A 12,343-nucleotide genomic window follows, 5' to 3' on the forward strand; every position below is an offset into this window, starting at 1 on the left:
GCAGCGTGCTGCACCGAGTTCGTTCGTCCGGATGGGCCTGCCTCGGGGGGATCTCGCTTGCCGTCGCGGCAGCCTGCACGCAGGACCACGGCGTCCTTGGCCGGGATCCATCGAGCGGGGCGAGCACCTCCGGCGCCGGCGGCGGCCCGGGAGCGACCACGAGCGGCGCGACGACGACCACGGGCGCGGGCGGCGGCGCGGTCGAGCCGCCGGGGCCGACGAAGCTCACGGTGGTGAACGGCATCAGCGATCACGACGCGGTCCGCTTCTGCTTCCTCGCGTACCCCGACGGGACGGGCGCCGGCGTGGACCCCTGGCCGGGCGCCGCCGCGGGCCTCGCGTTCGCCCGGGCCCAGGAGGTCGAGCCGCTCGGCGCGGCGATCCCCGAGGGGACGAGCCTGCGCGCGCACGTGATCGCCGGCGACCTCCGCGCGACGGAGGGGCTCGACTGCGCCGAGATCCTCGCGCTCGCCGCGGAGAGCGCGGCCCCGATCGTGGCCGCGGGGCTCCCCGTGCTCCCGGCGCCCGTGTTCGCCGAGGAGAAGAGCCTCCTCGTGGTCGCCACCGGATGCCTCGGCGGCGAGGGGCACACACACGCCAGCGAGAAGGAAGGCTGCGGCGACGCCTACACGATCGACACCCCGACCGCCGGCCTCGTCGCGGTCGCCATGTCGCGGCGGACGAGCTTCGACAGGGTGAGCCTGCAGGTCGCGCACGCGAGCGCGGCGACGCCGGTGGTCCATGTGGAGCTGACGCCCGGGCGCGAGGACGCGACCGGGGTGACGCTCGCGCAGGACCTCTCCTACGGCGCGATCGCGCCGTTCCCACCGTCCACCGGGTTCTCGGTGAGCGATCTCGGCGCGCTCGACGAGGTCGCGATCGAGACCCGCGATCCCATCGAAGGGATGGTGACGTCGTCGGTGCCGATGCGCGAGATCCTGGCGAGCAGCGACGTGCCGGCGGCGGACATCGGGGACGGTCAGGGGTTCGTGCTTGTCGCCGTCGGGGCCGCTCCGGGGGCGGAGCAGGGCGGGTTCTGGCACCCCCTGACGTACTCGCTCTTGCGGGCGAATCCCTGAGCTCGTTTCCGAATCATCCCATTACCGGCGAGGTTCCGGGGTTCACCGTCTCTCGTCGGACGGAACGACCACGCCTCACCTGGCAGCGCGCTGTGGACTCGCCTTGATTCCGCCTCGGGCATCAAGGCCCCATCGAGCGCGGTTCGCAATGCCACGATCCTGCCGTGTGATGCCGTGTTGTCCAGTATTTGCGCAAGACCCCGATTGCTCCTGTACGGCCGACTCGAGTGTGTCCGGCGTGTCTGCCGAGCTTGCAGCGCGCGTTGTCTTATCGGAGGATGAGGGACCTGCCCCCTCGGTCTCAGGCGCCTCCCTCTCTCCTCGCAGATCAGCGCTTCGCGGGCCTCCTCACGGCTCTGCCTGGCTCTTCGGCAAGGAGCGTCGCGCCGGGAAAATCGTGAGTCGCTCGACGAACGGGAGCGCCCTGTACGGATGACATCACGTGACAATCACCCGCCGTGACGATCGGATGAATCTCCAGTATAACGCGAGTGCCGAAATTCCGAGGGGGGGAGGGAACATGGCGACACAGGTATTTGTCGGGGCGAGCTCCGCGGCGGATCCGAGAGAGGCTGCTTCAGAGGCCGTGGCGACGGCGCTCCGCGGGTCTTCCCGCATGGAGCATGTGGCGCGACCGGCATTCGCCCTCGTCTTATCGACGGACCAGTACGACGCGGACGCGCTCGCCGCGGCCGTGACGAGCCAGCTGCCGGGCGTCCCCTGGGCGGGGTGCTGCACTGCAGGGGTCTTCGCCGGCAGCCGGCTGCTCCGGCAAGGGCTCGTGGTGGGGCTTGTCGCCTCGGAGACCGTGCGTGTCGGCGTCGGGGTCGCGCAGCCGGTGAGCCAGGACGGGCGGCGCGCCGGCGTGCTCGCCGCCTCGCGCGCCCTCGAGAAGTTTCCGTCGTCCGTCGCTCCCGGGTGGAGCCGCGCGCTCATCGTGCTGCCGGACGCGGTCACGGGCAACGCCGCCGACGTGGTGCGCGGCGCGGTCGAGGTCGGTGGGACGGGCGTCGTCTGGGCCGGCGGCGGCGCGGGCGACAACCTCCGCTTCGTGCGCACCGCGCAGTTCGCGGGCGGCAGCGCCTACTCGGACAGCGTGGTCGTGGTCGCGATCGACTCGCCGGCGCGCATGGCGACCGGCATCCGCCACGGCTTCCGGCCGTATGGCCCGCCCACGATGGTCACCCGCGCCGAGGGCACGGTCCTCGCCGAGCTCGAGTACGAGGGTGCCTTCTCGGTTTACCAGCGCACCGCGCGGGCGAGGGGGGATCAGGTGAACATCGACGGCTTCGCCACGTTCGCCATGACCCACCCGCTCGGCATCCCGCAGGCCGACGGCGAGCACGTCATCCGCGACCCGCTGCGCGTCGTCTCGCCGGGAGGGCTCTACTGCGTCGGCGAGGTCCCGGACGGGTGCCTCATCCGCGTCATGGAGGGCGACCCCATCGGCCTCGTCGGCGCCGCGCGCGAGGCCGCGACCACGGCGCGCGAAGCGGTGGCTGGGCCCATCGCCGGCGCGTTCGTGTTCGACTGCATCTCGCGGTGCATGATGCTCGGCGACACGGTGCGCGACGAGCTGACCACCTTCGAGAGCGAGCTCGGCGAGAGCGTCCCGGTGATGGGATGTCTGACCTTTGGAGAAGTCGGTACGCTGGGCCGAGGGGTACCGCAGTTTCACAACAAGACCGCTGTCGTGCTCGCCCTGGGGGCCTGAGCGCGGGAGCGGTTGGAGCCCTGTCATGGCGAGCGGCGACGAGCACGAGATCCAGGAGGAACGGCTGGCGCTCCTCAGCGTCCTCCAGGAGCTCACGGTCGCGGCGCTCGATCTCTTCGATCCGCACCAGTCGATGGGGGTCTTCCTGGAGCGGCTCGCCGAGCGCCTGAGCTGCATCGCGGTGCTCGTGCTCGTCGAGCCGGCCCCGCGGGCGCCGCGGCTCCTCGACGCCGCCGGCCTGTCGGCGAGCTCGCGCGCGCTGCCCATCCCGCCGCGCTCGCTCGCCGCGTCGGGCGAGCCCACCGGCGGGGGCGCGGGCCTCTCCTTGCCGTACCCCGAGCTCGCGCGGCCCGGGCTCGTGACGTGGCACTTCTCGCTGGAGGGGCAGGGCGACAGCGGCGCGTCCAGCCTCCTCCTCTGCTTCGAGAGCGAGCCCCCGTTCGCGCCCCGGTACCGGGGCATGATGCGCCGGCTCACGGCGACCTTCCGCACGGCGCTGGTGCACCGCCTGCTCTACGCCCGCATGATCGAGAACGAGCGCGAGCGGGCGCGGAACCTCGCCGCCGCGGAGGCGGGGCGCGCGGCGGCGGAGGCGGCGCAGCGGCGCGCGGCGTTCCTCTCGGAGGCGAGCCGGCTGCTCTCGAGCTCGCTCAATTACGAGGCGACGCTGGTGCGCGTCGCGCGCCTGCCGGTCCCGTTCGTCGCGGACTGGTGCATGGTCGACATCATCGAGCGCGAGGCGATGCTCCGGCGCGCGGTCGTCGTCCACGCCGATCCCCAGAAGAGCGAGCTCGCGCGCCTCCTGCAGGGCCAGACGCCGATGGACTCGGTCCTCCCGTCCGGCGTCGCGCGCGTGCTGGAGACGGGCGAGGCGGCGCTCTGCGAGGTCGCGGGCGCGCCCCTCGCCCCGGAGAGCGAGCGCGGCTCGTACGACAGCGAGCCGCCGGTGTCGGCCAGCGAGGCGCTCCTCCTGGAGCTCGGCCTCCGGCGTTACATCTCCGTGCCGCTCGTCACGCGCGGCACGATGCTCGGCGTGCTCACCATCGCGTCCGGCCGCGACGATCTGATGTACGGCGTGGAGGACCGGGCGCTCGCCGAGGATCTCGGGCGCAGGGCCGCGCTGGCGATCGACAACGCGCGGCTGTACGAGAGCGCGCAGCGGGCGATCCGGGCCCGGGAGGAGCTCGTCGCGGTGGTGTCGCACGATCTCAAGAGCCCGCTCGCCACCATCGTCATGAACACGAGCCTCCTGCGCCGGAAGCTGCCGGGCGCGGACGAGGCGGTCGACGTGCGGCGCCCCGTCGAGCGCATCCAGAAGGCGGCCGATCGCATGAACCGCCTCATCCGCGATCTGCTCGACCTGGCGAAGCTCGACGGCGGCCACATCTCGATCCAGCCGGTGCCCCACGACGTCGCTGGCCTGCTCGGCGACGCCATCGAGCTCCTGCGGGAGGAGGCGGCGGAGAAGTCGCTGCGCCTCGAGCAGAGCGTCGAGCTCGGCGTCGATCGGGCGCTCTGCGATCGCGAGCGGATCCTGCAGGTGATCGCCAACCTCGTCGGCAATGCGATCAAGTTCACGTCGGCCGGCGGCGAGGTCGCGATCCGGGCCGAGCCGTGGGGCCGGGAGGTGCGCCTCTCGGTGCGGGACACCGGCCCGGGCATCCCGGAGGACCAGCGGGCGCGGATCTTCGAGCGCTACTGGCAGGCGAAGGAGACGGCCCACAAGGGCACCGGGCTCGGCCTCTCGATCGCGAAGGCGCTCGTCGAGGTGCACGGCGGGCGGATCTGGGTCGAGAGTAAGGTGGGCGAGGGCAGCACGTTCTTCTTCACGCTGCCGATGGTGGAGGCCACGAGCGCGACCTCGGCAGTCGCGGCTGGCACGCGCCTCGGGGCCTGACAGCGGCATTCGGGGTTTGCCGTACAGCGGTGTAATCACATCACCGAGGCAGGAGGGTCTCTTCGTCTTGCGCGTTGGCGGTCCGATCCGTTCATCGCTATACCTTGCCACGATGAAGGACGTCGGGAACGACAGGGGCGATGCGGCGCCGGTCCAGGCTCGATGGGGCGATGACGAGAGGGGGCTCGTCGAGGCCGCGCTCGGGTTGCTGGGCATCCGCAACCTCGTGCTCGCGATCCACGATCCGAGCTTTCCCTCGGACGACGCGGAGGACATCGGGCGCGGGTCCCCGAATACCGAGGGGGGGCGCCGATTCCTCCGGTTCGCGCGGGATCTCGGCTTCAACGGCGTCCAGCTGGGGCCGCAGGGGGAGACCTCTGCCGACAACGCGTCTCCGTATGACGGCACCATCTTCTCGCGGAGCACGCTGTCGATCGCGCTCGCGCGGCTGGTCGAGGACGGCCCCTCTGGCGCGCTCCTCCGCCCCGAGTCGCTCCGGGAGATCGTCGCCGGGCGGCCTCCCGGCAGCGAGGATCGCGCGCAGCACGGCCATGCCTACCGCGCGCAGCGCGCCGCGCTCCGCGAGGCGTACGCGTCGTTCGAGGGCCGGCGGAGGCGCGGCGAGCCCGGCGAGCTCGGCGAACTCGCCGACCTCGAGCGGCGCCTCGACGCCTTTACGCGGCGGAACGCGGCGTGGCTCGAGAGGGACGGGCTCTACGGCCCGCTCTGCGCCGAGCACCGGAGCGGCTGGTTTCACGGCTGGTCTGGCGAGCCGGAGCTGGACCGACGCCTCTATGCGCCTGGCCCTGGCGAGGTGGTCGCGTGCGGGGAGCGCAGGAGAGCGCTCCTCGACCGGTACCGCGACGAGCTCCGCTTCTACGCGTTCTGCCAGCTCCTCGCGCACGAACAGCACGCGGCGCTCCGCTCGGTGACGGCCGATCTCGGGCTCAAGCTCTACGGCGATCTGCAGATAGGCTACTCGCCTCAGGATGCCTGGGCCTATCAATCGGTCTTCCTCAGGGGGTATCTCATGGGCGCGCCGCCGAGCCGCACCAACCCGGAGGGCCAGGTGTGGAGCTACCCTGTCCTGGATCCCGCGCAGTACGCGGATGCGTCGTCCGGCGGGCTCGCGCTCGTCCGGGCGCGGATGGACAAGATGTTCGATGAGTTCGACGGGGTGCGCCTCGATCACCCGCACGGGCTCGTCTGTCCCTGGGTCTATGCGGCCGACGCCCCCGATCCGCTCCGCGCCGTCCAGGGCGGGGCGCGGCTCTTCTCGTCGCCCGACCTGCCGGAGCACCCGTTGCTCGCGCGGTACGCCATCGTCTCTCCCGGGCAGCTGAACCGCGCCGTGCCCCGGTATGCCGACGGCTGGGTCACCTCGCTGTCTCCGGAGCAGGTCGGGCGCTACAGCGTCATTTTCGACACGATCGCGCGCTGCGCGGAGGCCCGCGGGCGCGCCATCTCCGACGTCGTGTGCGAGGTCCTGAGCACGCTCCCGTTCCCGCTCGGGGCCGTCCTTGATCGGCACGGGCTGGGGCGCTTCCGGGTCACGCAGAAGGCCGATCTCGACAACCCGAAGGACGTCTATCGCAGCGAGAACGCCGCGCCTGCCGACTGGATCATGGTGGGGACCCACGACACGCCGCCGCTCTGGAGGCTCCTCGACACCTGGGAGCGCGCCTCCGCGCTGGGGCGGCAGGCGGCGTACCTGGCGACGCGCCTCGCGCCCTCGCCGGCCGAGGAGGGCGCGATGGCGCGCGCGCTCGCGTCCGACCCTCGCGCGCTGGCGCAGGCCAAGCTCGCCGACCTCTTCGCCAGCCCGGCGTCGAACGTGATGGTCTTCTTCGCCGATCTGCTCGGGATGAAGGAGATCTACAACACGCCCGGGACGGTGGGCGACCACAACTGGTCGCTGCGGGTCCCTCGCGATTACGAGCGGTCCTATCTGGAGATGCGCGCGCGCGGCGCGGCCCTCGATCTCCCGCGCGCGCTCGCGCTCGCGCTGCGCGCGCGGGGAGGCGCGGAGTCGGTGGAGCGCGGGAACCTCGCCCGGCGGCTGGAACGCTGCCCGCGCTAGCCGAGAATTCCCCCGAAGAATCCGGGAAGATACTTCAGTTCGGGCTCCACACGGCCCACTTCCCCGAGGTGGCCCATGTGTCGCTCGCATCCCTGAACGCCCCGATGAACGCGGCGCTCGCGTCGAAGAACCCGTCCGGCGGCACGACCGCGTCCTTGGTCAGGGACGTCGCGGGACCGAACACGGGCGCGGACGGGTCGAAGCAGCCCTGGATACCCGGGTCCTCCTCCCGATTCTTCCGATCGGGCTCGCTCAGGAACGCGATCTCATCGAAGCCGCCGTCGTCGTCCTGGAGGATGCCTGTCCCGTCGCTCGTCTCGGCGTAGGCGAAGTCATTCACCAGATTGAAGAAGATCGAGCTCGATATGTTCTGCTCGGGATCCGGGTCGCGCACGTCGAGGCCCGACTCGAAGCCCGTGACGATCGTGTTGGCGATGTTCGCCTTCGTCGACCGCCGGAGGAGGATGCCGTACTGCTCCTTGCCCACGTCCACGCCTTTCCCGCAGAGCGTCGCGTTGTAGATCGTCGGCTCGCTCCGAGGCTCGAGCGCCGGCGTGAGCGCGAGCGGGTCGTTGTCCCCCTCGAACCCGTTCGTCTCCTCCGCGACGTTCGGGTCCTGCTGCGCCACGAGGAACTGGAGCTTTCCGCGATAACCCTGGTCCCAGTCGAAGGCATCGTCGCCGCTGTACTGGCAGGCGAGGTGCTTTGCGTTCACCGTGCCCCCGAAGAACTCGAAGCAGTCGTCGGACACGTGCCTCACCTGGACGAAATCGATGATCGTCCCCCTGCCGACCCCGCCGAGGGTGAGCCCGTTGATCTCGTTGTTCGGCGCGATCTTCACCCCGGAGTACTCGATGCGCACGTATTTGAGCGTGCCGCTCGAGTCGTTCTCGTCGATGCCCCCGTATCGCCCGTTGTTCGTCAATCCCTCGATCTGGCCCGGGGTGCGTGCGCCGTTCGCGTCCACGTGGTTGGTCGGCGCGTTGCCGAGGAGGAGGACGCCGCCCCAATCGCCGGCCATGCGATCCTCCGGGGCCTTGCTGCTCGTGAACACGATGGGCTCATCCCTGGTGCCCACGGCGATGAGCTTGGATCCGGGGTGCACCACGAGCGTTGCGGGGACCTGCGGGTTCGTCTCGCCGAGCACGGTCGTGCCCTTCTCGATGGTCAGCGTCGCCCCGGCCGAGACGTTCACCTGGCCCTTGAGGATGTAGTTCTTGTCACATTTGAGCGTGAAATCCTCCGTGATATCACCGGTGATCTCGACGGTCGGCTTGTCGGCCGCCGCGCACCCGCCTGGCGGGTCATCGCCCTCGCCGCCGGCTGAGCCGCTCGACGAGGGGACGCAGATGCTGTCCGCGCGATTGCAGATGGCGCCGTCGAACTGCGCGCAGTCCGCGTCGGAAGTGCATTGCACATCCCGCTGCTCGATGATGAGCGAGCACGCGAGGGCGCTCGTGGCGAGCGCGCCCATGGCCAGCGCGAGGGCGGCGGCAGGTGGTGAATCGACGGGGCTGCGCTTGTGGTTCATTGCAATCACCCGATGGCAAGGGAATCGTCTCTGTCAAGCAGGGCCGCGCTGTCCGGCCGACAGGGACGTGGCGAAACCGTCTCTGACAGGCCATCGCATTCGCGAGAACGTCACATGACGGCCGCTTCGAGGTAACAGGTCGCGGGCATTCTCCGGGCCGGGCTGGCCTCCCTCGGGGGATCGATCCGGCACAGGTCGAATGAGCGCTCCCAGCGATCCCAATGGTTGGCGGAAATATCGCCCGATTGCCGAGATCGGCAGGGGAGGTATGGCCGACGTCTGCCTCGCGGTCGCCCAGGGCCCCGTGGGATTCAACAAGCTCGTCGTGCTGAAGCGGGTGCGGCCCGAGCTCGTGGAGGACGCCGACATCCTGGCCATGTTCCTCGACGAGGCGCGGCTCGCGGCCCGATTGAATCATCCGAACGTCGTTCAGACGTACGAGGTCGGCGACGAGGGAGCGCGCTTCTTCATCGCCATGGAGTACCTCGACGGCCAGCCGCTCGGCAGCATTCGCTCCCGCATGGGGCACGACAAGGTGCCGCTCCCGCTCCAGGTTCGCGTCCTGTGCGACGCGCTGGCCGGGCTCCATCACGCGCACAACCTGCGCGATTTCGACGGAACACCCATCCACGTCGTCCACCGCGACGTGAGTCCGCAGAACATCTTCGTCACCTATGATGGCGTGATCAAGGTGGTCGACTTCGGTATCGCCAAGGCGGCCGACTCGCTGACGGAGACGCGCACCGGAACGCTCAAGGGCAAGGTCTCGTACATGTCGCCGGAGCAAGCGCGCGGAGAGCGCGTCGACCGGCGCTCCGACGTCTTCTCGGTGGGGGTGATCCTCTGGGAGGCGATCGCCCGGAGGCGCATGTGGAAGGGCTTCAACGATCTCGCGATCCTCGGGCGGCTCGCCATCGGAGAGGTTCCGAGGCTCACGGAAGAGGCGTCCAGGGTCGAGCTCGACCCCGAGATCGAGCGGATCTGCCAGAAGGCGCTCGCGCCCGCGCTCGAGGACCGTTATGCCTCCGCGGCCGAGCTGCAGGCGGATCTCGAGCGCTGGCTCGGCGAGCGCCACCGGGGCATGTCCGCGCGGGAGGCCGGCGAGATCGTGGCCGGCCAGTTCGCGGACGACCGGGCGCGGATCAAGCAAGTCGTGGAGGAGCAGCTGCGCGGCGTGCGCTGGACCGGGAGCTATCCGAGGGTCACGCTGACGCCCGACCTGCCGAAGCTGAGCGCCGGTCCGATGTCGATGACGCCGACCTTGACTGCGCCTGCGGCGGTCAGCGCCTCCTCGGACGGGAGCTCGATGCTGCCCTCGGTCAGCATGACCGGCGCGAAGGAGCGCCCCGCGCGCCCGAACCGCACGATATTCATGATCGCGGCCACCTTCGTCGCCATCGGCGGAACCGTGAGCGTCGGGGTCTTGCGCGCGCAGCCATGGAGGATCGCCGCGGGCGATCACCACAAGGCGCAGGTCGCCGCGCAGCCTGCGGCGGAGCCCTCTCCGAAGCAGGAAGAGGCCATCCGCCTCGTCGTCCGCGTCTCGCCGGTCGATGCGAAGGTCTCCATCGACGGCTCGCCGATGTCGACCGGCGCCTACGAGGGCCGCCTCGCCAGGGATGGCCGCGCGCACGTCATCCGCGCCGAGGCGCCGGGTTTCCTCGCGCAGGAAGAGAAGGTCACGGCGAGCAACGATCTCTTCTTGAGCCTCGCGTTGAAGAGCGAACCGGAAGCGCAGCCAGGGAGACTCGCCCCCATCGGTCGGAGCGCCCCGGTGGGCGTCGCCACGGCGCCGCCTGCGTCCGCCGCGCCGCCGTCGAGCGCGCCCGCGCCGCCGTCTGCCGAGCAGAAGCCGAAGCGGGGGATCGATCTGGAGAGCCCGTACGCCCGATGAAAACCCCGAGAGCGCTCGCCCTCTGCGCCGCGATCGTGCTCAGCGCCCCGCTCGGCGCGTTCGCTCAGCCTGCCGGTAACAAGACCGAGGAGGCCGACGCCCGCTTCCGGCGAGGCGTCGAGCTCTACAACGAGGTGGATTATGGCGCTGCGCTCACCGAGTTTCGCCGCGCCCACGAGCTCGCGCCCGCATATCAGGTGCTCTACAACATCGCGGGTACGTGTTATCAGCTCAAGGACTACGCCTGCGCGCTGCGCGCCTTCGAGAAGTACCTCGCCGACGGTGGCGAGCGGATCCCGGGCGGCCGGCGGGCCGAGGTGGCGCGGGACATCGCCGTCCTGCGGAGCCGCGTCGCGACGGTGGAGATCTCGACCTCGGCGCCGGACGTCGAGATCTCCGTGGACGGCGTGCCGGCGGGCAAGACGCCGCTCCCTGAGCCCCTTCTGATGAGCGCCGGGCGCCGTCGCATCGTCGCCGAGGCGCCGGGCCGCCCGGCCGTGTTGAGGGTCGTCGACGTGGCCGGCGGCGATCACGTTCAGCTCAAGATCGCGCTCCCCGAGGCGCGGGCCCTGCAGGGCCCCGGCGAGGGCGCGGGCGGCGCGCCGGCTCCGCCTCCGGCGCCGCCGGGCGCGCTGCGGATGGACCGCGCGCCTCGCCAGCAGCGGAGCGTGCCCGTGCTCCCCTGGCTCGCGACCGGCGCGCTCGCCGTGGGCGCGGCCGCCACCGGGGTCCTCGCGCTCGGCGCTTCCGGGGACCTCGACGCGGAGCTCGATCGGTATCCCGGCGCCGCCCGCGCCGTCGAGCGAGCGCGGGCGAGGAGCGAGGCGCTCGCGCTCACCACCGACCTGCTCGCGGGCGCCGCCGTGCTCGCCGGCGGCATCTCGATCTACCTCACTGTCGCTGGTGCAGGCCCGGAGCGCGGCGATGGAGAGCGCGCGTCATCTCCTCCGGTGAGGCTCATGATCGCGCCGGCGTCTCTCGAGCTCGCGGGCTCTTTCTAGGACCGACGCAGAGCGTCGCAGGGTCGCGACGGTCAAAACGCTTGCATCCAGCGCGCTGGAGCTGCATTGATCCGGGCGATCGCCGCGGTCATGGGGGCCTCCCGTGCGGCGACGGTGCGACAAGGTGGTCAATCGCCCGCGCTGCCCGCGAGTCGAGAACGAGATGGGAGACACCAGGTGAGCACGACCAAAGCGTCTCTTGGGACCCTGTTCCTCATGCTCTCCCTGGCCGCGCCTGCGCTTGCGCAAGAGGCGGCGCCGCGGCAGCCCGTCACGGACAAGACGAAGGAGCGTTGGGCGAAGAGCCAGGGGGGCCGGTTCGGCTTCGAGATCGACGTCCTCAGCTCGTCTTACCAGCGGGAGATCGCGGCGGCGGGCGGCGAAGAGGCCTCCGTCGAGGAGTCGTCGCGGCTCGGCGTCGCCATCACCGCCGCCGCCCAGTACAAGCTCTTCGCGGGTCTCCACCTCGACGCGGAGATCCCGTTCGCCTACGGCGACGTCTCGGGCCCCCAGTCGACAGACCTGTTCGGCAGGCGGTTCACGAGCAGCGCAGGTTACAGCCAGTTCTTCATCGGCAATCCCACGTTCGGCCTCCACTACGCTGCCAACGCCCTTCCCATCCTCGCGCTCTTCGGCGGCATGAGCTTGACGATCCCGCTCCACCCGCACCCGGGCGCGGAGCTCGAGGTCGCGTCGGTGGCGAACTTCCCCGCGCGGGCTTACTTCGATGCGCAGCGCGTGCTGCTCGCGCACTGGGGCTTCCGGGCGCGCGTCGGGACCGAGATCAACGTCGGCAAGGTGCTGTTCTTCACCCACGACCTCGCGAGTCAGGTCTTCTTTCCGACCCGGGACGGGGAGGACACGAAGACCGTGATCGAGCAGGGAAACGAGATCGAGTTCCGCCCGTTCGGGAACTTTGGCATCGGCATGCGCCTTCAGGCGGCGTTCCCTCTCTCCTCGAGCAACTCAGCCCAGCTCGCGGCGGAGCCGTTCGTCGGCTGGGAGCCGCTCGTGAAGGGCTCTTTCACCCGCGTCGGCGCGCTGGTCGCGCTCGACGACGACCTCGGCTTCGGCCTCGATCAGGGGAAGGTCGCCACCATCCGCGTCGCCCTGGGCAGCAAATGGTAGGGAGCGAGCGCCGGAGGGG

8 protein-coding genes are annotated in these 12,343 nt (G+C 70.8%); 7 read left to right on the plus strand and 1 reads right to left on the minus strand.

The genetic code is table 11. The features are described from left to right. Positions 1–5 precede the first annotated feature (5 nt). The 4 genes from WME73_RS01915 to WME73_RS01930 all read left to right on the plus strand — a co-directional run bounded on the left by WME73_RS01915 (position 6) and on the right by WME73_RS01930 (position 6,770). The gene (locus WME73_RS01915; RefSeq protein ID WP_437743867.1) at positions 6–1,079 is read left to right on the plus strand and encodes a hypothetical protein; all 1,074 of its coding nucleotides are present in this window, start codon (positions 6–8) and stop codon (positions 1,077–1,079) included. 616 nt (positions 1,080–1,695) lie between these two features. Continuing rightward, positions 1,696–2,793 (plus strand): FIST signal transduction protein, encoded by a 1,098-nt coding sequence (locus WME73_RS01920; RefSeq protein ID WP_437743868.1) that lies wholly within the window; start codon positions 1,696–1,698, stop codon positions 2,791–2,793. A gap of 25 nt (positions 2,794–2,818) precedes the next feature. Beyond that, positions 2,819–4,690, plus strand: coding sequence for a GAF domain-containing sensor histidine kinase (locus WME73_RS01925; RefSeq protein ID WP_437914574.1), 1,872 nt, complete (start codon positions 2,819–2,821; stop codon positions 4,688–4,690). Between the two features lie 112 nt (positions 4,691–4,802). After that, positions 4,803–6,770: a 4-alpha-glucanotransferase gene (locus tag WME73_RS01930; RefSeq protein WP_437914575.1), complete on the plus strand. Its 1,968-nt coding sequence runs from the start codon at positions 4,803–4,805 to the stop codon at positions 6,768–6,770. 34 nt (positions 6,771–6,804) lie between these two features. Here the strand turns inward: WME73_RS01930 and WME73_RS01935 are convergent, their stop codons facing one another. Continuing rightward, the gene (locus WME73_RS01935) at positions 6,805–8,301 is read right to left on the minus strand and encodes a hypothetical protein (RefSeq protein WP_437914576.1); all 1,497 of its coding nucleotides are present in this window, start codon (positions 8,299–8,301) and stop codon (positions 6,805–6,807) included. Positions 8,302–8,500: 199 nt separating this feature from the next. Between WME73_RS01935 and WME73_RS01940 the strand changes: the two genes are divergently transcribed. The 3 genes from WME73_RS01940 (at position 8,501) to WME73_RS01950 (ending at position 12,324) form a co-directional block, all read left to right on the plus strand. Continuing rightward, positions 8,501–10,195 carry a serine/threonine protein kinase gene (locus WME73_RS01940; protein WP_437914577.1) on the plus strand — a complete coding sequence of 565 codons (1,695 nt, stop codon included), beginning with the start codon at positions 8,501–8,503 and terminating at the stop codon, positions 10,193–10,195. After that, positions 10,192–11,196, plus strand: coding sequence for a PEGA domain-containing protein (locus WME73_RS01945; protein WP_437914578.1), 1,005 nt, complete (start codon positions 10,192–10,194; stop codon positions 11,194–11,196). The genes WME73_RS01940 and WME73_RS01945 overlap by 4 nt, the downstream gene beginning before the upstream one ends. 177 nt (positions 11,197–11,373) lie before the next feature. Beyond that, on the plus strand, positions 11,374–12,324 hold the full coding sequence (locus WME73_RS01950) for a hypothetical protein (RefSeq protein ID WP_437743874.1): 951 nt from the start codon (positions 11,374–11,376) through the stop codon (positions 12,322–12,324). Positions 12,325–12,343 lie beyond the last annotated feature (19 nt).

Source organism: Sorangium sp. So ce302, assembly GCF_051530145.1.
Taxonomy (GTDB): Bacteria; Myxococcota_A; Polyangia; order Polyangiales; family Polyangiaceae; genus Sorangium; species Sorangium cellulosum_B.